Genomic DNA, 24813 nt, shown 5'->3' on the forward strand with positions numbered 1-24813 from the left:
GTCTATTCTTTTATACTGCAAAGAAACCCTTGCTTCAAACATATATCAATCATAAATTTCTTATAACCTACTGATTCAAATTCAACACCAATTGCTTGTCCACTTAACTCTCGTATTTCACCTTTACCAAAGACATGATGCTCTACGCGATTATTTAACTGCAAATCTTCTTTTTTAGTAATGGCATTTACGGGAATATCCCGAGCGTGTTTACTTTCTCGATAACTAATTTCTTTTTTCACTAACCCCTTCCCCTTCACTAAACGGCGAACTTGTTTTATGAACTGAGACTCCTCTACATGTTCATCATCTTTTAAATGATAAGTAAGCAATTCTAAATGCTTGCGTGCTCGAGTCATCCCTACGTAAAAGAGGCGTACGGCTTCTTCTATCGGTTCACTATTATCTTCATCCTGTTGTTTTATATCATCCTTTGAAGGAATAACGCCATCAACTAGATCAATCATATACACGTTGTCATATTCAAGCCCCTTTGCACTATGCAAAGTAGATAAAGTGACTACATCACGCCCTTTGTTTGACCAAGAAGTTTTCATAATTTCTTCTAGTTCTTTTAATCGTTTTGCGAATGCTTCAAGATTCGTTAAACCAATTGCTATATGCTCTAATTGATTTAGGACACCTAATAACCCTTCCTCATTAAAGCCAAGATGTTCAGCCGTATTGCGAATCGATTTTTCATAACCCAAGTTTTTACGAATGATTTTAATTGCTTCTTCTGGTTCTAAAACATTTATCTTATTAATTAACTGCTTTGTTTTTTTTAATGCCTGCTCTTGATAGTCTGCATGCCTCACAGTTTGAAGCTGATCAAAAACTGAAGTTTTGTCATTATTGTTTTTTAAATACATCATTTGTTTTTTCGTAATGTAAGCACTCATTTTCGTATGCACTTTTTCAAGAATGTCTACACGTGAATCATTATAGGAAAGGCGCATGAAATTGATAATATCTTCTACAATCCAATGTCGGAAAAATTTCAAATCTACGTCTTTCATATAGAATGGCAAACCTGCTTTATTTAACTTATCCACTAAACGGATGGCGGAAGAATTATTACGGTATAAGATGGCTGTTTCTTGTGGATTGCTACTCTTCTCAATTTCTTGAATGACATAGTTTAGTTGTAGCTCATAGCGCTGCATATTATGGATTTCAATTGACTCCCCAGTTGGATTTTCCGTAAACATTTCCTTTGCATAGCGCTTTGGATTTCGTTTAATGAAGTCATTTGCTGTTTTCACGATTTCTGGTGTAGAGCGATAGTTTTGAGTCATTGTTAAAATTTTTGCTTGTGGATAAATCTTTTCAAATTCTAATAACTTTTGTACGTCTGAACCACGCCACATGAAGATAGATTGGTCATCATCAGCTACAACACAAAGATTATTTTGTGGTTTTGCTAAGATTGTAATAATTTCATGCTGTATCACGGAATTATCCTGACTTTCATCCGTTAAAATGTATTCAAAGCGGTGCTGATATTTCGTACGAATTTGCTCATCCTCTTGTAAAATGCGTAAGCAGTATGTGAGCATATCATCAAAATCGAGAAGTGGGTGATGCGGGTTTTGCATTTTGAATTGTTCATACGCTTTATACATATCCTCTATGCCTGAGATGGAGGATTTCACGGTACTTAGCTGCTTACTTGAAAGCATACGGTTCTTCACATAGCTAATATAGGTGAGGAGTTCGTCCATTTCATCTTCAGTTGGATTTGTATCCTTCATTTCAGTAAATATATTTCGAAGGATTATTTTTTTATGCAGCGGAACGTCATTACCCCCTTCCACTAGTTGAAAAGTTATTCGTTGCTTTGCAAAGTATTCTCGTACTACTTGAAAAGCAAAGCTATGAATTGTGGAGAAATGTACCTTTTCACGCGTAAGTTTGCCAAAGAATTGGTCAAAGCGTTGTGCCATGTCTTGTGCGGATGCTTTACTAAATGTAATGGCTAAGATCGTATGTGCTGGTATTTTCTTCACTAGCAATAGATAACCAATTTTCATATTCAAAGTCGTAGTTTTTCCTGAACCGGGTGATGCTAATAATAGCAATGGACCGTCCGAATATCGAACTGCCTGTTTTTGTACATCATTTAATGATACACCCGTATGTTGTTGCATCTTATCAAAGAAATTCATTTGTACTTTTAATCCTTTCCGTTCATTCACTGTTATTTACATTATAACTGAAAGCTGGTTGGAAACGTTTTTTTGCCCGCTTAAACAATAAATTGCGAAACATTTAGAATTAACTTAATATTTAGTTCATTACGATTAGATAATATGTTAAAATGAATAAATGAATTTTCAGGAATCGGAGGTTAGACGAATAATTATGACAGTATCAGATGTGAAGACCGTTCAGGTGGAAAATGTACTAATTGCTTATCAATTTTTAAAAGATGTTGTTGCACACACACCATTACAAAAAAATGACTATTTATCTGAAAAATATAGTTGTACTGTTTATTTAAAACGCGAAGACTTACAACATGTACGTTCTTTTAAACTACGAGGTGCCTATTATAAGATTAAAAGTATAGAGTATGATGCACGTGAAAAAGGTGTTGTCTGCGCAAGTGCGGGCAACCACGCGCAAGGGGTTGCATATGCGTGTGCACATTTAGGTATTCGTGGTCATATTTTCATGCCAACAACTACTCCTTCTCAAAAAATTGAGCAAGTGAAAATGTTTGGACGTGAATTTGTAGAGGTTATTTTATCGGGCGATACTTTTGATGATTCTGCTAGAAGTGCGCAGGCATTTTCAAAGGCTGAAGAACATATTTTCATTCACCCATTCGATGATATAGATGTAATTTCAGGACAAGGTACCGTTGCCGTAGAAGTGATGAATGATATTGAAGAGCCGATTGACTATGTATTTGGTAGTATTGGTGGGGGCGGTTTAATTGCCGGAGTATCTGCCTATATTAAAAATCTTTCACCTCAAACTAACATTATTGGTGTTGAGCCAGGTGGTGCTGCGAGTATGAAGGCAGCTTTTGCTAACGGTGGTCCTGTTGCCTTAGATTATATCGAAAAATTTGTTGATGGTGCAGCTGTACAGCGTGTTGGCGATACTACATATGCACTTTGCAAAAAGTATGTTGATGATATTATTGCTGTTCCTGAAGGTAAAGTATGTACGACAATTTTGAGCTTATACAATAAGCATGCAATTATTGCCGAACCAGCTGGCGCTTTACCTGTTGCGGCACTGGATGCTTATCAAAATCAGATTAAGGGTAAATCCGTTGTTTGTATAATTAGCGGTGGTAATAATGACATCGGTCGTATGCAAGAAATCAAAGAGAAATCCTTAATTCATGAAGGCTTACTATATTATTTCATCGTTAATTTTCCACAGCGCGCAGGAGCCCTTCGCCAGTTCCTTAGTGAGGTACTTGGTCCAGATGATGATATTACAACATTCGAATATACTAAGAAGAACAATAAAGAAAGTGGTCCAGCCCTTGTAGGCATCGAGTTAAAACGTCCTGAAAATTATGCGGGTTTAATTGGTCGTATGAAACTTAATGGCTTCTCATTTAAAGAAGTAAACAATGATAGTACGTTATTTGCTCTTTTGGTTTAGTATTCACAAAAAAAACGGAATCTTCTAAGTTAGAAGATTCCGTTTTCATTTCTATGTTTTCCAACCCTGGCTTGCACTAAGGTGGAATTCTTTTGGATTCTGGAATCGAACCCACCTTAAAGCGGGATTTTATACATGACAGTCCTATAGGATGTACTGTAATCATGTATTCCCCTAAATATAAATTTCTATAAACTAACCTTCTTTAATTTTCTCTATTTCAGTCTAAAGGAGCTTATCAATTACAGCCCCTCCTTATTCTAATAAACACTTCTACCCTTTAAACTTCAGTAATATATAGTAAAAACACGCTAACGCTAACCCCAAGGCCATTATAAAAATTTATACGAATACATCAAAAGAATCTCAAGGTGAACTATTTTTTATCTATCAACATCTTTATAGCTATTAAACTTGGCAAGAGAGTTACTACATAATTTCGATTTATAAACCTTTGCTATTGTAAAAATTATACTAAAAAGAATCGCACTATATTCTTGTATTCTCCATGTTGTTATTTGTAAGTCTTCAAATAACAACATGAAAAAACTGGTCATAGAAAATATACCCGCTCCTATGCAGATGAAAATCACTTTGAAACTTGGTAAAATATACCTTCAATATTGCAACTCCTTTTTAAGTTATTCAACTCTATTATAAATAAACTATATTTTTCTTACTTGAGGCTAAGAAACGGTTTTATACTATGGATTTATTTTATCATTCAAGCTATCTCTGATATCAGATTTTACGATATAGGTAAACAAAAAGCAGGAACCCTTAGACAGGGTTCCTGCTTTGCAATTTCTTCTTACTATACACTTAGTAGAGTTCGATCTGATACAAGCTTTTCACCGCGAATACATTGGAATGCATTCATTAAATCGGCGATTGTTAAGTCTTTTTTCGCTTCTGGTTCTACTTCTAATATAATTTGGCCTTTATCCATCATTATGAGGCGATTGCCGAGATCAAGCGCTTGTTGCATATTGTGGGTAACCATTATTGTCGTTAGATTATCCTTTTCTACTAGCTGCTTAGTTAAATTCGTAATGAGCTCTGCACGTGAAGTGTTCACTCTATCCCATTTTTAAATTAAGCACTTTAAAGAAATTGAACTGGGGTAGAAATAAACACTTCTTGCAATGACAATTGATTTAAATATGATTCGATCTATTAGATTTTTAATCCATGTACAAACTAAATCTACTATGATATGCTATGATGCATGCTTTTTATTACGTGGTTCGAAACCATCCCACGAAAAAAAACTAGGGGGAAATGAATAATGAAAGTAAAATCTTTGGCTACTAGCGGAATTATCGCAGCGCTTTATATTGCTGTGTCCATGCTAATTGCCCCACTAGCATTCGGTGCTATACAGTTCCGTATTGCTGAGATGTTCAATCATCTCGTTGTCTTCAATAAAAAGTACTTTGTCGGCATAGTACTTGGTGTATTTATTACGAATCTATTTTCACCACTAGGTATGTATGACTTACTCTTCGGTCTTGGCCAATCGGTCTTAGCCTTAGGTATTACAATTTTTGCGAAACGTTTCATTAACGGACATATGAAGCAAATGATTTTTGGAACAGTCATATTTACATTTACAATGTTCATAATCGCAATCGAATTGTATCTCGCTTTCGACCTACCTTTCTTATATACTTGGTTAACGGTTGCTTTTGGTGAATTAGTAGTAATGGGTATTGGTATTCCGGTTATGCTAGCACTGAACAAACGTATTAACTTTAATAAGCTAATTGAAGGTTAATATTATAACCACCTCCCCGCAATTTTGCGGAGAGGTGGTTTTTTGTTTGATATCTATTCAATGTATTTCCCTATAAAAAAGAGACAGTCTCAAGTTGAGATTGTCTCTTTTTATTTAAAGCTGGTAATCCTTCACTTCATCACGCAATTTTGCCTTTAAGAATTTACCGACTGATGTTTTTGGAATTTCTGTTAAGAAAACAACATGATCTGGTACCCACCACTTTGCAAATTGCCCTTCTAAATAAGAAAGGAGTTCTTCCTTTGTAGCACCACTACCTTCTTTTAAGACAACACATGCTAATGGGCGTTCTTGCCATTTTTCATCTGGAACCGCGATAACTGCAGCTTCAAATACTGCTTCATGTGTCATAAGGGCATTTTCTAAATCTACAGATGAGATCCATTCCCCACCGCTCTTAATCAAGTCTTTTGTACGATCTGTAATTTTGATATAACCTTCTGGTGTCATGACGGCAATATCACCTGTATATAACCAGCCGTTTTTGAAAGCCTCTTCTGTACGATCATCCTTATAGTATTCATCCGCAACCCAAGGCCCACGAACAGTTAGCTCACCCATTGTTTTGCCATCCCATGGAACTTCTCCTTTTTCGTTGACGACACGTGTTTCGATGAGTGATGTCGTTAAGCCTTGTGTGGCACGAATATTAATTTTTTCGTCCATTGACCAATTTTCCATTTCCGTTGTGTATGTGGATAGGCTGACAAGTGGTGTCGTTTCGGTCATACCGTAGCCGACGATAAATGGTACTTTGTATTTTTCTTCGAAGGCGCGAATTAAGCCTTTTGGTGAGGCTGATCCACCACATACGATGACGCGTAATGACGATAAATCGCGCGGATTATGCTCTTGTTCATTTAATACGCCAAGCCAAATCGTTGGGACACCTGCCGTTAATGTTACTTTTTCTTGCTCGATTAGATCGAGTAGTAGCTGCGGAGTGAACATTGGACCAGGTAATACTTGTGTTGTACCAAAATTCACTGCCGCAAATGGCATACCCCATGCATTTACATGGAACATTGGTACGACTGGCATGGCTATATCACTCTCACGAATACCAAGCGAATCTGCTAGACCAAGCGCTAAGCTTTGTAGCACCAAACTACGATGTGTGTATACGACTCCTTTTGGAAAGCCAGTTGTGGCACTTGTGTAGCACATGCCTGCAGGTAAATTCTCGTCTAAATCATCAGGGAATTCATAAGAATCTGATGCCTCTTCTAGCAGTTTTTCGTAAGAGTGTACGTTTTCTAAATTTGTTTCAGGTAAGTCTGTTCCGTCTTGCATAACAACGAAGTGCTTAACTGTTTTTAATAATGGTGCAGCTTGTGCAATTAACGGGAAAATATCGCTATCTACTAGTAATATTTCATCTTCCGCATGATTGATAATATACACAATATGCTCTGGTGACAGGCGGATATTAATCATATGGAGAATGGCTCCAGCACATGGCACGCCGAAATACGCCTCTAAATGACGGTGATGATTCCACGCTAATGAGCCAACCTTTGTTCCCTTTGTCATCCCCAGTTTTGTTAATGCTTCAGACAATTTTCGTGTACGTTGCCCAAACTCTTTATAAGTAATACGATGAATCATCGTCTCACTCGTTCTAGAAATGATTAATTTTTTCGGAAAATATCTCTCTGCACGTTTTACAAAATCAGTTAGTACTAATGGTGTTTGCATCATAATAGCCCTACTCCCCTTTGATTAAGTAATATGATTTTATTTAAAAGCATTGCTTATAAACCGATATTTTTTGCAATAATCATTTTCATGACTTCGTTTGTACCTGCGTAAATAGATGCTACTGAGATGTCTCGGAAGCGTCTAGCAATCTTATATTCTTCCATATAACCGTAACCACCGTGTAGTTGCATGCATTGTACTGAAATATCTCTGGCACTTTCGGTAATCCAGTATTTTGCCATCGATACTTTGGTTACGACGTTTTTACCAGCTAAATGATCTTCTATTAAAGATTCAAGAAATGCTTTACCGAGTTCAATTTTCGTCGCCATTTCAGCGATTTTAAACTGTGTATTTTGGAAAGAGCTGATGGCTTTACCAAATGCCTGTCTTGATTTAGTATAGTCTAGCGTCATTTCCAGCATATCTTCAGCTGCAATTTGAGCAGCGATGGCTACCACAAGGCGCTCTTGTTGTAATTTTTCCATTAAATATTGAAAACCTTTGCTTTCAGTACCTAATAAATTTTCTATTGGAACTTTACAATCTTCAAAGTAGAGCTCAGCTGTATCTTGAGAATGCATACCGACTTTGTCCAACTTTCGCCCTTTCGTAAACCCTGGTGTCCCTTCTTCTATGACTAATAGGCTCACACCTTGATGCTTACGCGCTGCATGTGGGTTTGTTTTTACAGCAACAACGACTAAATTGCTATTTATACCATTTGTGATAAAGGTTTTTTGACCATTTACGATATAATGATCCCCTTCTCGAATCGCCGTTGTTTTTATATTCGCTAAATCTGATCCCGTTCCAGGTTCGGTCATAGCAATTGCAGTAATGACATCTCCTGTCACGCATTTAGGTAGCCATTTTTTCTTCTGCTCTGCTGTGCCGTATGCCTCTATATAAGGTACGACGATATCATTATGTAGTCCAACGCCTGTTAGACCTCCACCTACTCGTTCCAATTCCTCTCCGATAATAACACCGAAACTGAAATCCAAATCGAGCCCGCCGTACTGTTCCTCGATTTGAGGACATAAAAAGCCCATGTCACCGAGCTTTTTCCAAAAGGAAGTAGGAATAAGCCTATCTCGTTCCCAAGTTTCATAATGTGGCACTGCTTCATCTTCTAAAAACTTGCGTAAGGACTTGCGAAATAGTTCGTGCTCTGTAGTTTCAAAACGATATCTCCTCATAACTTGTCACCCCTTAACATTGGCTATCTCGGCTGTAATCGAACGGCTCCATCTAGTCGAATTACTTCACCATTTAACATTGTATTTTGAATAATACTTTCAACTAACTGAGCATATTCTGACGGCTTCCCTAAACGGTGAGGGAATGGTGTTAAATCAGCGAGTGCCCTCTGTGCATTTTCCGGTAATCCTGCAAATAATGGCGTTTCTACTAATCCTGGTGCAATCGTCATCACACGCACGCCAATTGAAGCTAACTCACGGGCAATAGGCAAGGTCATACCCACAATGCCACCTTTTGATGCACTATAAGCTGCTTGACCAATTTGCCCTTCATACGCTGCAACTGAAGCAGTATTAATAATGACTCCTCGTTGACCATCTAAATCTGCCTCGTTATGCTGCATAGCGTCTGCTGCTAAGCGAATCATGTTAAATGTACCAACTAAATTCACCTGTAGTACTTGTTCAAATTGCTTTAAAGAATGCGGACCTTTTTTCGATAATACCTTGCCCGGTGTCGCAATACCTGCACAGTTTACCACTACATGAATGTTGCCAAATTTCTCAAGTGCTATTGCTAAATTCCCCTCTACCTCTGTAGCATCTGAGACATTTGTTTTCAAAAACAAAGCAGTATCTGCTCCAATTTCTTTTGCTAGTGCGTGTCCTTTTTCTTCATTCATATCGAAAATTATGACTTTACCACCAGCTGCAGTTATATGACGTACTGTCGCTTCTCCCATTCCAGAAGCGCCACCTGTTACGATTGCAGTTATATGTTTTAGCTCCATTCCCATCTCCCTTTCTGAAATAAACTATGATTGATAACGTTCAATAATTGTAGCGTTCGCCATACCCATGCCTTCACAAATAGCGAGCAAACCATATCTACTACCTGTGCGCTCTAAGTAGTACAGCATCGATACAAGTAATTTCGTACCCGTTGCACCTAATGGATGGCCAAGTGCAATAGCACCTCCATTTGGATTTAACTTTTCAGGGTCTCCGCCCATATCTTGAAGCCACACAAGAGGAACTGGCGCAAAGGCTTCGTTTACTTCATAGACTGATAAATCACCCATTGTTAAATCTGCCTTTTGTAGTACTTTATGCGTCGCAGCAATTGGCCCCGTCAACATCAATGTTGGATCTGAGCCAACAACCGAACGGGCGACCACTCGTGCTAGTGGTTTAACACCCAGTTCATTTGCTTTTGCTTTAGACATCAACAGAACCGCTGAGGCACCGTCGCTCATTTGACTTGCGTTACCAGCTGTAATGACACCATTTTCATCAAAAACTGTTTTCAGTCCTGCTAAAATTTCTCCTGTTGTATCTGCTCTTGGACCTTCATCTTCTTGGAATGTATAACTATCACCTTGATTATCTTGTACTTCAATCGATACAATTTCCTTTTCGAAGTAACCGTTATGAATAGCTTTTAAAGCCTTATGGTGACTAGCAACTGAATAAGCATCGAGCTCTTCACGGGATATTCCCCACTCTTTGGCAATCCGTTCTGCTGATAATCCTTGATTGATCAATTCATATTGCTCCGTTAGCCTTACACTTTGTTTAGCCTCTCGCATATTAGAAAACATTGGTTCACGCGTCATGCTTTCCACTCCCCCTGCAATGACGATATCCATATCACCGGATAATATGGCTTGCGAGGCAAAGTGTACAGCTTGCTGACTTGAGCCACATTGACGGTCAATTGTTACTCCTGGTACTTCAATCGGAAATCCTGCGATTAACGCTGCTGTTCTCGCGATATTGCCTCCTTGCTCACCCGATTGCGTGACACAACCTAAAATTATATCTTCGACTGCCGCTTTTTCTACTCCAGCTCTTTGCATTACTTCTTCAAGGACAATTGCTGCTAGTTCATCCGGTCTTGTATTACTAAGCGCACCTTTTCTGCGTCCAACAGCTGTACGTACTGCTGCAACTATTACTACCTCATTCATAGCTTTCACTCCTATTTCATTTCTTCACGTAATTGATATTTTAATATTTTCCCTGAAGCATTACGTGGTAATACTTTTGTATACAAAAACTTCTTGGGAATCTTATAAGCTGCTAATCTCTCACTACAGAAGCTTTTAATATCTTCTTCGTTTAGAGTTCGGTCATCCTTTGATACGATAATGCCTACAACGATTTCTCCCCATTTTTCATCTGGTATGCCTATTGTTGCAGCTTCTAAAATTTCAGGATGGCTATTTAAAACTTGCTCAACCTCAACGGAATAGACATTTTCGCCACCTGATATAATCATGTCCTTTTTACGATCTACTACGGTGATAAATCCATCATCATCAATCACCGCCATGTCCCCCGTTAATAACCAGCCATCTGAAAATGTACGTTGTGTTTCCTCAGGTTTACGATAATATTCTTTCATAATCGTTTCGCCCTTCATCACAAACTCTCCTATCTCACCTGTTTTAGCATCCTCCATGTTATCCGTAACAATACGGACGTTCGTTAAGTACATAGCCTTACCACCCGCGCCAAGCTTTGTTTTATGAGCTTCAGGTGTTAAGAAGATTCCCCCTGGCCCTGCTTCTGTAAGTCCACATAAATTATAAAATTGATCTGTTCCAAATAACGCAATTGCACGCTCTACAAGTGCTGGTGCCATTGGCGCCGCTCCATATCCACAAACACGTACGGATGAGAGATCATAATGATTTTCTTGTACATGTACCATGGCGTTGTACATAGTCGGTACACCGAAAAACACTGAAATCTTATGCTTTTCAATCTCCTCTAATGTCTTTACTGGATTAAAATCTCGATGAATAACATTAGAGGCACCGAGGTAAATAGCCGTTGTTAAAAATCCATTTAACTGTGCAGAATGGAAAAGTGGTGCTAAATGTAAAAATACATCATCTGATGACATCTTCTTCATCACTAAAAAATTCATGTTCACATTCATGATTCTCTGGTGATCAAATAGGGCCCCCTTTGGTCTACCAGTTGTTCCAGATGTATATAAAATCTCGGCATTATCCGTATTTAGTACAACCACATCCGGTTCAGCACAATTGGCACTAAAAGCTTGATTCCATGATAAATTCCCTTGAAGTTTCGCTTCATTTTGAACAATAATTTGCTCCAGGCCATTATGTCCTTTATTGGCCTTGGCTGTGATTTCTTCTAAATTGGCATCACAGAACAACATTTTGCATTCAGATTGTTCCAAAATATAAGCTACCTCAGGTGTTACTAAATAGAAATTTATAGGAACAACTACTCCACCAGCTTTCCAAATAGCATAGAGAGCAATTGCGAAGTGATCTGAGTTTTTCATAAATAGACCAACTTTTTCATCATGTTTTAAACCTAGTGCAATAAGACCATTTGCTAATTTATTTGCTTCTTCATTAAATTGTTGGTACGAATAAGATCTTCCTTCACAGGTTACACACATTTTATGTGGATGACGGTTTGCATTTAATACTAATGGCGTAGTTAAATTCATAGATTATCCCCTTTCAAAATGCGAATTATCAAACTTTTCTAATAACTTAACTTTACACAATTATACATGTAAGCGCTATTATAAAACTATTAAAAAGGAACATTTTCGAGAGGAAATATTAATTAGAAGAGAATAATTTCAAATCTAGCATCCCATTACAATATGCAGCTTTGTCTATTAAAATTCTTATCTTCACCAATAAAAAAAGCCGTATCTTCAATTAAGAAGATACAGCTCTATTAAATGCCTAACTATTAAGCAGTTTTAGTTTCTTTCTCTTGTAACTTTTTTAACATATCTGCTGTCATCGCATCTAAGTCGTATTTTGCTTTGAAACCCCATTCTTCTTGTGCAGCGCTTGCATCAATAGAATTTGGCCAACTATCTGCAATGGCTTGACGTATTGGATCGACTTCATAAGCCATTTTAAAATTAGGTATATGCTTGCGGATTGAAGCCGCAATTTCCTCAGGCTCAAAACTCATAGCTGTTACATTGAATGCATTGCGATGTATTAATTTCTCAGGATCCGCTTCCATTAAATCTACAATTGCTTGCAACGCATCTGGCATATACATCATATCCATGTATGAGCCCTGTGCGATATATGAAGTATACTTTCCTTCAGAAATCGCTTTATAGTATATATCAACCGCATAATCTGTTGTACCGCCACCAGGAGGAGTTACATAAGAGATTAATCCCGGGAAACGTACGCCGCGAGTATCTACACCAAAACGTTGGAAATAGTAATCACATAATAATTCACCTGCTACTTTGTTTACACCATACATCGTTGTAGGGCGTTGTAAAGTATCTTGTGGTGTATTGTTTTTGGGCGTAGAAGGTCCAAATGCACCGATTGAACTTGGTGTGAAAAATTGTAGATTTTGTTCACGTGCGACTTCTAACGCATTGACCAGTCCACCCATATTCAAGTTCCAAGCAAATAGCGGTTTAGCTTCTGCAGTTGCCGATAATAACGCAGCCATATGCATTAAAGTGTCTGCCCCAAAATCCTTCGCTATGTCATTCATGCGCTCTGCATCCATAACATCCAGCATTTCAAATGGCCCCTTTTGTGTAGCTGGCTTGCGAATATCTGTTGCTAAAATATTTTCTGTTCCATATGCTTCGCGCAGTTTAGATACTAACTCTGACCCAATTTGACCGCACGCACCGGTTATCATAATTTTCTTCATCTAAAAATCCTCCTCACCCAATAAACAATTGTATTTCCAGAAAATACATTCTTCTGTAGATTACAAATGTATTTACAGAGAATACAAATAACAATAAAAATACGTTGATTTATCAATGTTTTAATTGATTTCATTATACAATGTATGTTTCTAAAACACAATAACCGTTTTTTCACACAGGACAGCTAGTTCCCTGATACATTTATCAGTTATTTATTTTATAATGAATAAAAGGAGTGTCATCAATGCATTTATTTAATCTAACTATGATTTATTTAACCGCAATCATCATCTGTACATTCCTACTTATAATGGATGTACCTATAGTCGTTGTCTTCACCTTACTATTTATGTATGTTTTTACTCTTACAATGTTTCCTTACTACAACGCTTCGCTATGGTCCAATAACATTAGCAAAATTGATCGTTTTGTAACAAAGCATAAAACAAAACCTATATTCGCTTACCCATACGCAGTTGCACACGAAACCGTAACAGAACAAAAAATAAGCGTACAGAAAATACTTAGCAGTTATAAACAACAGGACACTCAACACAACTACCGCTCTTTACTAGCTATTCTCAACAAAGATTTCGAAACTGCTTTAGCAGAAGCGAAGCAACTTCAAAAAGAACCCATTCGCAGTTACACTATCGCACACATCGAAACGTTACTCGGCAACTTCGATACAGCAAAAGCACTCATACCTAACCTAAAAAAAGAATGGATGCCACATTCCATTGAAGGACTAATCGCCTATGAACAGCAAGATTTTCGGACATTTGAAAAAGAAGCACACGCCGCCATCACAAAAGCTAGAGGGCTACAAAAACATTTATTGTTTTATTCTTTTAAAGAAATGAAGGTAAGTTTCGAGGCAAAGTAAAAAACCACCCGGGGGAGGGTGGTTTTTTTAGGGATGGAATTTTTACATTCCAATGGGGAGTTGGTATAGTATTGGGCTTTTTGGATGAGTTTTATACATATTGTTTAAATTTATTTGTTTTAGTTGAAATTACCTCGTTAATTATTTTTAACTCCACTTTCTTCGAATGATTTTTAAGATTTTTTCATTTGGTTCTCAATATAACTACAAACAATTTTATAAAACCAACCTATCCATCACTACTTTTCACTAACCGGCAGTAGCTTATCCGCTTCCCAACATCAATTACATAAGTATTTGCAATTAAATCATGTAGGGCTCGTTTTCGCGGGTGGAATGCGGCGATTATGTAACCAAGACCAAGTAGAAGACTACTGAAGATTCGAGCAATATTTCGAATGATGCTGCGGAAAATAGAGATTGCATCGCCGTTTGTATCAACAATTTCTAAGCCGAGTACTTTTTTCCCGACAGTGCCTCTCCATGACGTTGTTGGTAGACCAACGAAATATAAGATACCAACTATGATGAGGAGCAAGCTATATAACGGGTGAGTCGTTAGATATAACTCATCTCCAAATACCATTTCAGATATAACTCCTTTTGGAACTTTTAAAATGACTCCAATTAGCGCTGTTATCACCATAACGACAGCTGTATCGATTATTGTTGCTAAGAAACGGATCCAAAATCCTCCATAATTCACTTCCACTTCCCCCTTATCTTTATTCATCTATGTCGTCGTTACTAACATATTTAAGCAATATTTTAGTTTAATGCACCCTTTGTTATTGCACAAAAAACCTATTATCATCCTATGTTTTTAGGGAATTTATATGAGTAAACATAAAATCATCAACTGGCATTGGAGCTATAATGATTTCAAGAGGAGAAGTTGCATTAATATTAGCTATAAAGGAACTCGAGAGTGATTTATTACCCGTTCAAATGGGGCTGAAGTTGCCTCAAAATGGACTGATATTTTAAACCAAACTCTTGTAGATGAAACTTACCCAGTGATACATCCAATTGGTCAGGAGACATTCTCGTTATATGCAGAGTTCACGACTGGGGTATTTGAGTATACCTTAGACATAGACGGGGCTACTACATTTATAAAAGAAAAAAACATTAAACCCATAAAGACTTCTCCATCGAATATAATTGAAGCTGTTGACCAAGGTAACATAAATAAAGACCCAAACCGAATAAAACCCAATCATAAAAATCCTGTAATGGTACTTCAGAGTCGATATTTAACCAACAACAAACCTTATTGTATCAATGGAAACCATCGTATATTTGAAGCATATAGAAATAATGATGAACAAATAGAAGTTTATGTTTTTAAAGATTTGGAGTTTGTTCCTTTCTTTTATGACGTTCTAAGTAAAGCAACATATTTTTTAGAAATTGATTACCATAATGTAGTTAATGATAAAAGATATTTATTGCATAACGAAAATGGTGCATTTGCAAATGAATTTAAGTAGATACGTTTCTTCAACTAACGAGGGCTTTAGCAAAAGATTATTGAGCTGTTCATACAGCTCATTTTTTCTTGTTCAACTAAATGGGCAGGTTAGTAGAACAAGAACAAGAAAAATAATAATAGCGACTATATAGAGTGTCAGTAATCAGTGATTGGGGTAGTGATATGGGGAAGAAAATATGGTTATTAATTAATGAGAGTTTGAGTGTCTTAAAAAAGAAGACATATTCCCTTTAGCGCGGGGAATATGTCTTCTTTGTCTTTTTTAATGCAATAGATGTGCTTTTTGTAAACATGTTGGTGGTACCCCATATAGTAATACAAAAAAAGCCTTCAAGAAAAAATATTAAAGGTAAATGTAAGAGATACATTCTATTTCTTAAATGGAATATTCAACAATTCTGGAACTGTGACGAATTCATAGCCTTGCTCTTGTAGTTTTGGAATAATTTGGTGAAGTGATTCGATTGTATTCGTTCGATCTCCACCCGATTCTGCCCCATCGTGCATGAGAATAATCGCACCTGGATGAATGTTGTCTACTACATTCGAAGCAATAACTTCCGGCGGGTCTTCCTGCCAATCCAACGAATCAACCGACCAGGCAATCACGTAATAGTTCATTTCCCTAAGCTTCTCGACTAATTCATTGTATAAGAAGCCATATGGTGGTCTAAATAATTTTGTCCGGTAACCAATAATGTCGTTAAGAGCATCTTCCGTTCTAGTTACTTCCCTCTCTAGGGTTCCGAGGTCGGATTCTTTGACAAGGTTAGGATGGGTGTAGGTATGGTTTCCGATTACATGACCCTCGTTTTGCATTCGCTTGACAATTTCAGGGTTAGCAACGGCTTTTGAACCTAACACGAAGAATGTTGCTGGTACATTGTACTGTTTTAATACATCTAATACATCATTTGAAAAACGTGGATCAGGACCATCATCAAAAGTTAAAGCAACTCGTTTTTGATCAGTAGGACCTTGTAAGAAAAATATTTCTGGATACCGTTGTTGTAAAATTCTTAGGTCAACAGGCTGCATAGGATCCCGCCCGGAATTTTCAGATCCTCCTTTAAGGTCAGGTACATCTTCTTTTGGATCATCTCGTAAGTCCGCTTTCAACCATTGCCTCGATACATCTGCCAAGGGTCCCTCATTCGCATAAACAGTCATGATATCTGTTATATGCAAACAAAATAAAAACCCCGTAACCAACAAACACTTGAATATTCGTTCTTTCATCCATTCATCTCCTTTTTATATTGATACCCGTTTTAGCGATGGCTATTCTAACCTGAATGTGTTTTTATTTCTCATAGTTGTTTAGCATAATAAAAACAGCTCTTCTTTCAGCAAATAAGAAGGTGCTTTTTGCTGAATTCCTTATATAAATGAACAATAAAATAGACGTTTTAAAAAAATCAGGTGGCTTTTTATTATTGAATTTAATATTAACAGCCGAATTTGGCTATGGGGTAATATCATTTGAAATGGGCAAACTACTTTAACTATTAAAATTAGGTGGCAAAAACATGAAAAACAAGCCAATTAACTTTATTTTGACTTTATACGTTTTGATATTTGTTTTATTTCCAACAGGGATACTGTTTACCGATACAAGTGCAGCTGGTCGTGAAGTAATCGTTTCAGATGGTGAAATTACGCTAAAAGAAGCGATTAACATTGGATTCCAGAGAGCAAAAGAATGGAATGTAAGCGCAACACTTACAAGTGTAAACAGTGTGGATGAAACGATGGGAGGCTCGAGAGGAGAAACAGGAAAACGCTTTAATTGGTTTATGACCTTTGTGGTTCCAGGTACAGATGATTTTGTACTAATTGGTATCTCAGAAAAGAAAATCACCTTGTTTAGACCGGGTAAACAATCTCAGGATCCAACAATACCCTACGATGAGATTAAGTTTGATAGCTCTGATGTTCTTCAACTAGCGAAGGATAAATACGGACTAAAAAAAGGAAAAAAATGGGCAACAGGATATCATTTTACACTTGATAGTATCGAAGGTAAACCCATTCTAACAGTGGTTGGAAATGATCGAGATAACCGTTTTACTCGAATTTCATTCAATGCCAAAAACGGAGATATAGTCAGTGCCATTCATAAATTGCCATACGGCGGAGGATTAATATCCAAACGTATTGGTACCGATACCGTAACAAAAAAGGGAATGGCGATTATGGGGGTTGTCGCTAGAAATAACAATTTAGTGGTATGGGGAGACAAAAAGCCAACACAATTTAGTACAAGCAAGCAACATTTTATTGAATTGAGTCATAACAATGGAGAAGCATGGACAGAACTCCAAGTTAATAATTATGTAACGCACGCGTGGTTTAATAAGAATGATCAATTATACGCAGCAACCGAAAAAGAATTATGGGCAGGCATTACATCAAAAAGTAAAGGAACAAAAATCCTTTCATTAGACCACAAGATTGAGCGCATTGATTATTCGATCAACAACCATATAGCCGTGATATCAAATGGAAATATTTACCGCACGAACAATCAAGGGGAGAGTTGGAAACAAGCCATTATACCTCAACCATTTTTTGTGGTTCAAATCTCGAATAATGGTGATTTGGTAGGATTAACAGAAGAAAGGAAGGTTTTGCAAAAGACAAATGATGGTTGGAAAGAGATAACTATGCCGAATCGTAATGATGAACCTAGTGATATGATAGTGATTAATAATAGGATATTTATTACAACAAAAAGTGGAATTTGGACCCGAGATCTTCAAGAGGGAAATTGGAGAAAAATTAAAGTTGATGAAGAGATAGTTAATTTCATTAAAAAAGGAGAGAAATTATTCGGATACACATATAGAGATGAAGCTATTTATTCCATCAACATAAAAGACGCAAGAAAACCTGAAAAAGTGTTTGATGCGGTTGATTTAGTCGTTATGGATGTGGATATCATAGGAGATACGTTATGGATTGCAACTATACCAGGTTATTCATGGGAAGAAATGACAATTCCGCAGAGACGATAAAAGTTTGCAGTGTATACCTATGAAAAAAACATTGTGAAGTATTGCACTTTAACTAACGAAGGCTTTAGCACAATAACTAAGGTGTTATTTTTGCAGCTTTTTCTCTTTTCTACTATTCAACAATCGGGCGCGATTGTGAAGGAACACAGATAGAAAATGATCAAACTTTTTTATAAAGCCGATATTTAAATCTGCTGTATAAGAATCCATTTTGATCAATCTTTTTTTCAAAATGGATTCTTTTTATTTATCGTTAAATACTGGTTTGTGGGGTATTTTTGATCAAGCTTTATTTCAAAGCAACATTTTTTAATAAACAGGCCTAATACCCGTCATTTGTTATTTCTTATATGATTAATCAACAACTTTTCCACTTGTGATTTAAGAGCTTGATTTGCATAACGAAGTACTACATCATTACCTGCAGTGGCAACTTGCACGTCACTAAAGTATTCATCTACTAGTTGCCAACCTACTACTCGTATACGTTTTTGTGCAAGTTCTCGTTTGAGGTTAAAATATTCTTGTCTTAGATCCTTTAGCAATGAATCCATCATTGGAAGAAATACCGTTTTCATTTTAAACTGCTCTAATTTACGATAGTCAACCTGCAATGATTTAAGTGCTAATTCCAACAAAAGATACTTATGAAGTAACTGTCTTTCGTCGGCTTTAATCATAATAATCAGCATCCAGTTGAGCTGATTGAATACTTTGGATTGAAATACTTTTCGTTTTAAGTAGTGTTTCAAGTATGAGTTCATTAGTATTAATCGATTTAATTATTCCAGTCCATTGTGTGATTTTGTAGTCCTTCCACACTTCTAACTTTATGTCCAATTGCTGATTAAAAGCTTGATCGATTGTTTTCTGTAGTTCTTCCAGTTCCCACTCAGCCAATTCTCTTGGCTGTTCTGTACGCCGCTCTTGTTTGTACTCTCTAAGAAGCTCCAAATGCTCCGGCAACATCATCGATGCCCATTTAATATTACCTCTGTCTTGTATCATTAATAAATCACTCCTATGCCAAATGACCACCAACTAAGCGGTCTCGATTAATAGCTGTACCAGCCTTCGTGAAAGAAACTGCTCTTAATATTGAGGTAGCTCCAAACCTGTTGCGTATTGCATCCATTGTAGGACCGATTATTTGACGCTGTGGCTTACGTTCATCAAATAAATCCAATTGAATGCTATGCTCTTTCTCTAAGTTGGATATTCGGACAGATAACTGCCGAGCTGGTTCACCTGCAAAATGTTTATCCAGCAATTCAATACAAGTTTTATACATCACAAGGGTTTCGCTTGTTGGTACTGCAATCGTTTTAGATCGATGGAATCCTTTGGTCATAGCGTTTCGACTATAAGAAAGACCAATACTAATTGTACGGCCAACATAACCTGCATCCCGTGTTCGCTTCATTACGTCCTCACACATTTCAAGGAGTACTACAGAGATTTCTTTACGTGTGTGGTAATCCCTCATCAGCATTTGGCCCTTCCCAAAACTTAAAGTTCCGTTTGTTAATAACGGCTCCCCTAATGTGGATAAATCGATTCCCCATGCATGGTGATAGAGTTGATTGCCCATTACACCAAAGCGCTTTTCTAATTCTTTTAGATCTGTATTAGCCAAACCACCGACTGTTTGTATCCCCATAGCATTTAGATTCACTTCCATCTGTTTACCAATTCCCCACATTTCAGAAAGGGGTCGAACTGGCCATAATTTCTTTGGAATATCTTCATACGTCCATTTAGCAAAGCCTGTTTTCTTTGCTTCAAGGTCTAAAGCTAATTTGGCTATTAACATATTTGGTCCCATACCTACTGCACTAGGTATATTAAATTGGTCAAGAATAGCCCTTTGTATTTCCTTAGCCGTTTCTTCAGGTGAACCCCAAAGCTTTTCAGTGCCGGTCAAATCAACAAAACTTTCGTCTATACTATACACATGTATAGCATCAACTGGGACGTAATTAGAGATCAATTTTGTAATCGTCATCGATATTTGAATAAAGAAACTCATTTTCGGCTCAAACAATCTAATGTCAGGATGTTTAGGTATTTCATAACGACGACTACCAGTTTTGATACTAAATTTTTCTTTCATTAAGGGGGAGGCAGCAAGCACTACGCTACCTGGTTGGTCAAAATTTGCTACTACTGCAACTGGAGTTTTTAAAACATCTAGTCCATGTAACATCGCTACGATACTGGCATAAAAGCACTTCATATCAATACATATAATGGAACGTTCAGGAAGGTTTTCATACATTAAATGATCCCTCGCTCTTTATAGACAACTGGAACAACAACAAGAACATTATCGAGAATAAAAGTACGCTATTGGCTACCTTAATTATTTTGATACACCTTTTCGTGATGACTCCAGACTTTGAAATGTACATCATATTTAATAACTGATTGTGTTGCATCGCTTTTATTAACTGATCTTTCATTTTTTTCACTCTCCCTCCACAACGAAAAAGAACGTTTGTTTGTATATATTATACGCACAAACGTTCTTTTTAGAATTGGTAATTTTTACTCAGTACTTTTAATGGATATCAAAAACTGATTTAAAGTCCTGTAATTCCCCAGTATCTCGGAAGGGAGGTGTAAGACTAAATTAGCTTTACATTATTAGTTCGAGCCCTCCAGTGCCTGTCGGGTCTGAACGAGCGCCTTCAGCATTTATTTCATCCAGTCAGGTTTTCCGAAGCCTTTGAATTCTTTGTCGATGATTTTTTCGAATTCTTCTGATTTAACGATTTCTAAGATGTCTTTAGCTAGTTGTGAGTCTTTATTTTCTTCTTTAACTGCGATAACGTTACGGAATTTATCAGGCATATTTTCTAAGAATAGTGCATCTTGTAGGTCAAGTCCTGCCGCAAGCGCAAAGTTTCCTGGGACACCAACAAGATCAGCACTTTCGATTGCGCGTGGTAGCCCTGCTGCTTCGATTGGTTGGAATACTAAGTTTTTAGGATTTTCAACAACATCTTTTTCAGATGCTTTTAGTTCTTCAATATTAGGATCAATTTTGATAAGTCTTTGTTCTTGTAATGATAGTAATGTACGTGCTGCATTTGATGGATCGTTAGCAATTGCTACTTTTGCGCCATTTTTAATATCATCAATTGACTTAAAATCTTTTGCAAAGAAGCCCATTGGTGCAGCCGGCACGTTAATTAGACCAACTAGTTTCATATTGTTTTGTTCATTAAAGTTTTCAAGATAAATTGAGTGTTGGAAAAGGTTTGCATCGATGTCACCAGAATCTAATGCTTTATTTGGTTGTACGTAGTCACTAAATTCAACAGGTTTTACTTTATAGCCTTTTTTCTCTAGTTGCGGAATGATTGCTTTATTTAACATGTCGCTATAAGGACCTGCAGTTGCGCCAATTTTAATCTCTTTTGAATCTTTTTCTTTACTTTCATCTTTGTTACCGCATGCAACTAAAGCTGTTGCTAATACGAATAATAACGCTGCTAGTAAAAATTTCTTCATTTTGAAATCTCCCCTTTATCGCTTATCGATTGCTTTTGAAATGGCATCGCCTGCAAGTTGGATAATTTGGACGATAACTATTAAAATGACAACTGTCGCAATCATGATTGTGTTGTCATAGCGGTAATAACCAAAGCGAATTGCTAAGTCACCAATCCCACCACCGCCGATAATACCGGCCATCGCAGAGTATGCGACTAAACTAATAACCGTCATTGTAATGCCTTGAATAATACCTGATTTCGCTTCAGGTAATAACACGTCTTTTACAATCATCCACGGTGTTGCACCGACTGCAATTGATGCTTCTATGACACCTTTATCAATTTCACGCATAGACGTTTCAACAAGTCTCGCGAAAAATGGGATTGCTGCTACGGATAATGAAACACTCGCAGCTACTGGCCCAATAGTATCCCCAACTAATATTTTGGTTAGTGGGAACAACGCTACTAATAGAATGATATAAGGAATGGAACGAACAAGATTGACAATAAACCCTAGAATTCCATTCAAAAAACGGTTTCGTAAAAATAAACCTTTGCTTGTAATAAATAAAATAATACCTAGTGGTAAACCGATGATTAGCGAGATGCTAAGTGAAATACCAATCATGAGTAATGTTTCACCAAATGCTTTCCATATATCTGGAAGCATACTAAGGAAATGTTCGAAATCAAATAACATCGTTAATCACCTCCACAAACGCACCGCGCCCTTCTAAATAGGAAACGGCTCTCTTCACATTATCCGGATGACCTTGTAGCTCCATTAGGAAAATGCCAAGCGGTTTTTCTTGAATATACTCAATAGTGCCGTGCAGGAAATTCCCGTGTACATCAAAGTTTTGAATCATATCTGAGATGACACCCTCACCAGCGACATCCCCTTTGAATAACACTTTAACCATCTTCCCTTTGACACCTTTAAGAATTGTTGGCGGAAGTTCAAATGATACAACACTACTGATAAACTCTTGGGTTAAAGGCTCAACTGGATTTGCAAAAATGTCATAGACAGAACCCTCTTCAATGACTTTCCCGTCTTGCATAACAACCATGCGATCACAAATTTCTTTGACAACATCCATTTCATGAGTAATCAGGACGATTGTAATATCAAACTCACGGTTGATTTTCTTCAGTAAGCGTAAAATAGAAACTGTCGTTTTTGGATCAAGTGCTGATGTTGCTTCATCACAAAGTAGTATAGATGGGTTATTTGCAAGTGCTCGGGCGATACCAACACGTTGCTTTTGACCGCCACTTAATTGTGCTGGATAGACATCGATTTTCTCAGCTAAACCAACCATTTCTAACAATTCTTTTACACGAGCTTTAATACGAGCTGGCGGTGTAGCTGCTGCTCTTAAAGCAAATTCGATGTTCTCACCGACAGTTTTTTGACTGATTAAGTAAAAATGTTGAAAAATCATACCGATTTTCAAACGAGCTTTTCGAAGTTGCTCACCTTTTAGCTTCGTTAAGTCTTGACCATTTACAACGATACTGCCACTCGTTGGTCGCTCTAATAAATTGATACAACGTAGAAGTGAGCTTTTCCCTGCTCCAGAGTAGCCTACGATACCGAAGACTTCACCTTTGTTGATTTTCAATGATACGTTATTTACGCCCGTAACCTTCCCTTTTTTTGTTTTATATATTTTCATAAGATTCTGAATCTTGAGCATATTGTATCCCTCAAATCTGTTTATATTATATAAATTCTATAGAATTACTAGGTATTTTCTATTAAAAAATACTTCTTTCAATTTTCTGAAAGAAGTATCGTAAATGTAAATTGGCGATTTATCTTCCAGAATGCACTCATTCTGCAGGAATTGGCACCTTCCCTTTTCAGGGGGTTGCCGGACGTCATAGGGCCTATCCCTCGGTCTCTCTAGATAAAGTTCAATATTCGTTTGTAAGTTATGAACTAAATATTACGGTGTAATAATCTAGTTGTCAAACACTTTTTTGAAATTCTGTATTATTTCAAAATATCTTTATATAATTCAGGTCGTCGATCATCATACACTGGAATTCTTTGGCGAATTTCATCAACTATAGAGAAATCGATATCGATAATCGCCATTTCTTCATCTTCTCCACCAGTCCATAATACTTCACCCCAAGGTTCAATAACCATTGATTGACCGTTGAAATTCTGTTTTTTATGGCTAATTCGATTTACTGCAATAACAAAACATTGGCTTTCAATTGCACGTGCTTGTAATAACGTTTTCCAATGATCAATACGTGGTGTTGGCCATTGTGCAGAAACAAAAATTACTTTTGCTCCGTTTAACGCGTGTAGGCGTAACCACTCCGGAAAACGAATATCGTAGCAAATAACACCAGCTGCTGGAATATCACCCAGCTCAAAGTTATTTTTCTTATCACCAGCTGATAAATACAAATGCTCGTCCATTAAACGGAAAAGATGTGCTTTGTCATATTCGCTGACAAGCTCCCCTTTATTGTTATAGACGTACATCGTATTGTAGAATTCACCATCTTTTTTTGTCGATACTGAGCCACCAACTATATGAATTTGCAGTTCTTTCGAAAGCTTTTGTAAAAAATCCTTCGTACGCTCCCCGTTTGGATCTGCTAGCTCTTCTAATTTCTTTAAAGCATAGCTAGAATTCCACATTTCAGGAAGAATTGCGAGTTCTGCTCCCTTATCCGCAGCCTCTCTAATAAATTTTTCAACGTTTGAAAAATTTTTTTCAATGTCCCCGAAGGCAACATTTAACTGTATACATGCAATTTTCATAACTCCACCACCTGTAGACATTTTCTTTAAAAAGTTATAATATTTCTCTTATTATTGCGACTATTTTATACATACGTCTATTTTATCCACAAAG

Annotated in this window: 21 protein-coding genes, 1 pseudogene and 2 riboswitches; of the genes and pseudogenes, 5 read left to right on the forward strand and 17 right to left on the reverse strand. The window is 37.0% G+C overall.

What is annotated here, in order from left to right:
* Positions 1-2 precede the first annotated feature (2 nt).
* Complete coding sequence (locus ACQKMD_RS03540; protein ID WP_427749526.1) at positions 3-2168, reverse strand: ATP-dependent helicase; 2166 nt, start codon at positions 2166-2168, stop codon at positions 3-5.
* Between the two features lie 196 nt (positions 2169-2364).
* Here ACQKMD_RS03540 and ilvA point away from each other — a divergent pair, with 196 nt between their 5' ends.
* Positions 2365-3627 carry a threonine ammonia-lyase IlvA gene (gene ilvA / locus ACQKMD_RS03545; protein ID WP_427749527.1) on the forward strand — a complete coding sequence of 421 codons (1263 nt, stop codon included), beginning with the start codon at positions 2365-2367 and terminating at the stop codon, positions 3625-3627.
* Positions 3628-4441: 814 nt separating this feature from the next.
* Here ilvA and ACQKMD_RS03550 read toward each other — a convergent pair.
* Positions 4442-4705 (reverse strand): annotated as a pseudogene (locus ACQKMD_RS03550) (ABC transporter ATP-binding protein); the annotation flags it as partial.
* 158 nt (positions 4706-4863) lie between these two features.
* Positions 4864-4908: riboswitch (PreQ1 riboswitch) on the forward strand.
* Positions 4909-4915: 7 nt separating this feature from the next.
* Between ACQKMD_RS03550 and ACQKMD_RS03555 the strand changes: the two are divergent.
* Entirely contained in the window at positions 4916-5404 is a 489-nt protein-coding gene (locus tag ACQKMD_RS03555; protein ID WP_427749529.1) for a QueT transporter family protein, read from the forward strand.
* A gap of 114 nt (positions 5405-5518) precedes the next feature.
* Here the strand turns inward: ACQKMD_RS03555 and ACQKMD_RS03560 are convergent, their stop codons facing one another.
* From ACQKMD_RS03560 to ACQKMD_RS03585, 6 genes are all read right to left on the reverse strand, one after another.
* Positions 5519-7126, reverse strand: a complete 1608-nt coding sequence (locus ACQKMD_RS03560; RefSeq protein WP_427749531.1) for a long-chain fatty acid--CoA ligase — start codon at positions 7124-7126, stop codon at positions 5519-5521.
* Between the two features lie 53 nt (positions 7127-7179).
* On the reverse strand, positions 7180-8328 hold the full coding sequence (locus ACQKMD_RS03565; RefSeq protein WP_427749533.1) for an acyl-CoA dehydrogenase family protein: 1149 nt from the start codon (positions 8326-8328) through the stop codon (positions 7180-7182).
* Positions 8329-8351: 23 nt separating this feature from the next.
* On the reverse strand, positions 8352-9122 hold the full coding sequence (locus tag ACQKMD_RS03570) for a 3-hydroxyacyl-CoA dehydrogenase (RefSeq protein ID WP_427749535.1): 771 nt from the start codon (positions 9120-9122) through the stop codon (positions 8352-8354).
* 24 nt (positions 9123-9146) lie between these two features.
* Positions 9147-10301, reverse strand: a complete 1155-nt coding sequence (locus ACQKMD_RS03575) for a thiolase family protein (protein ID WP_427749536.1) — start codon at positions 10299-10301, stop codon at positions 9147-9149.
* A gap of 11 nt (positions 10302-10312) precedes the next feature.
* Entirely contained in the window at positions 10313-11824 is a 1512-nt protein-coding gene (locus ACQKMD_RS03580; RefSeq protein WP_427749538.1) for a class I adenylate-forming enzyme family protein, read from the reverse strand.
* 254 nt (positions 11825-12078) lie between these two features.
* Positions 12079-13026 (reverse strand): L-threonine 3-dehydrogenase, encoded by a 948-nt coding sequence (locus ACQKMD_RS03585; protein WP_427749539.1) that lies wholly within the window; start codon positions 13024-13026, stop codon positions 12079-12081.
* 245 nt (positions 13027-13271) lie between these two features.
* Between ACQKMD_RS03585 and ACQKMD_RS03590 the strand changes: the two genes are divergently transcribed.
* A complete protein-coding gene (locus ACQKMD_RS03590) occupies positions 13272-13913 on the forward strand; it encodes a hypothetical protein (protein WP_427749541.1) in 642 nt (213 codons plus the stop codon).
* 229 nt (positions 13914-14142) lie between these two features.
* On the opposite strand, the gene ACQKMD_RS03595 is transcribed toward ACQKMD_RS03590, so the two are convergent.
* Positions 14143-14619 carry an RDD family protein gene (locus ACQKMD_RS03595; protein WP_427749543.1) on the reverse strand — a complete coding sequence of 159 codons (477 nt, stop codon included), beginning with the start codon at positions 14617-14619 and terminating at the stop codon, positions 14143-14145.
* Positions 14620-14929: 310 nt separating this feature from the next.
* Between ACQKMD_RS03595 and ACQKMD_RS03600 the strand changes: the two genes are divergently transcribed.
* Complete coding sequence (locus tag ACQKMD_RS03600) at positions 14930-15406, forward strand: hypothetical protein (RefSeq protein WP_427749545.1); 477 nt, start codon at positions 14930-14932, stop codon at positions 15404-15406.
* Positions 15407-15777: 371 nt separating this feature from the next.
* Here the strand turns inward: ACQKMD_RS03600 and ACQKMD_RS03605 are convergent, their stop codons facing one another.
* Complete coding sequence (locus tag ACQKMD_RS03605) at positions 15778-16647, reverse strand: polysaccharide deacetylase family protein (protein WP_427749546.1); 870 nt, start codon at positions 16645-16647, stop codon at positions 15778-15780.
* Between the two features lie 290 nt (positions 16648-16937).
* Between ACQKMD_RS03605 and ACQKMD_RS03610 the strand changes: the two genes are divergently transcribed.
* The gene (locus tag ACQKMD_RS03610) at positions 16938-18425 is read left to right on the forward strand and encodes a WD40/YVTN/BNR-like repeat-containing protein (RefSeq protein WP_427749548.1); all 1488 of its coding nucleotides are present in this window, start codon (positions 16938-16940) and stop codon (positions 18423-18425) included.
* A 332-nt stretch (positions 18426-18757) separates the two neighbouring features.
* Here the strand turns inward: ACQKMD_RS03610 and ACQKMD_RS03615 are convergent, their stop codons facing one another.
* The 7 genes from ACQKMD_RS03615 to ACQKMD_RS03645 form a co-directional block, all read right to left on the reverse strand.
* The gene (locus tag ACQKMD_RS03615; protein WP_427749550.1) at positions 18758-19105 is read right to left on the reverse strand and encodes an aconitate hydratase; all 348 of its coding nucleotides are present in this window, start codon (positions 19103-19105) and stop codon (positions 18758-18760) included.
* The gene (locus ACQKMD_RS03620; protein ID WP_427749551.1) at positions 19098-19433 is read right to left on the reverse strand and encodes a YolD-like family protein; all 336 of its coding nucleotides are present in this window, start codon (positions 19431-19433) and stop codon (positions 19098-19100) included. Before ACQKMD_RS03620 ends, ACQKMD_RS03615 begins: the two co-directional genes overlap by 8 nt.
* Before the next feature lie 13 nt (positions 19434-19446).
* Positions 19447-20703, reverse strand: coding sequence for a DNA polymerase thumb domain-containing protein (locus tag ACQKMD_RS03625; RefSeq protein ID WP_427749553.1), 1257 nt, complete (start codon positions 20701-20703; stop codon positions 19447-19449).
* A gap of 419 nt (positions 20704-21122) precedes the next feature.
* Positions 21123-21941 (reverse strand): MetQ/NlpA family ABC transporter substrate-binding protein, encoded by an 819-nt coding sequence (locus ACQKMD_RS03630; RefSeq protein ID WP_427749555.1) that lies wholly within the window; start codon positions 21939-21941, stop codon positions 21123-21125.
* Positions 21942-21956: 15 nt separating this feature from the next.
* On the reverse strand, positions 21957-22628 hold the full coding sequence (locus ACQKMD_RS03635) for a methionine ABC transporter permease (RefSeq protein ID WP_427749557.1): 672 nt from the start codon (positions 22626-22628) through the stop codon (positions 21957-21959).
* The gene (locus tag ACQKMD_RS03640) at positions 22618-23631 is read right to left on the reverse strand and encodes a methionine ABC transporter ATP-binding protein (protein ID WP_427749559.1); all 1014 of its coding nucleotides are present in this window, start codon (positions 23629-23631) and stop codon (positions 22618-22620) included. Before ACQKMD_RS03640 ends, ACQKMD_RS03635 begins: the two co-directional genes overlap by 11 nt.
* A gap of 115 nt (positions 23632-23746) precedes the next feature.
* Positions 23747-23851, reverse strand: a riboswitch (SAM riboswitch).
* 79 nt (positions 23852-23930) lie between these two features.
* Positions 23931-24719, reverse strand: coding sequence for a carbon-nitrogen family hydrolase (locus ACQKMD_RS03645; RefSeq protein WP_427749561.1), 789 nt, complete (start codon positions 24717-24719; stop codon positions 23931-23933).
* Between the last annotated feature and the right edge of the window lie 94 nt (positions 24720-24813).

It is taken from the genome of Viridibacillus sp. NPDC096237 (assembly GCF_050278625.1).
Lineage (GTDB): Bacteria > Bacillota > Bacilli > Bacillales_A > Planococcaceae > Viridibacillus.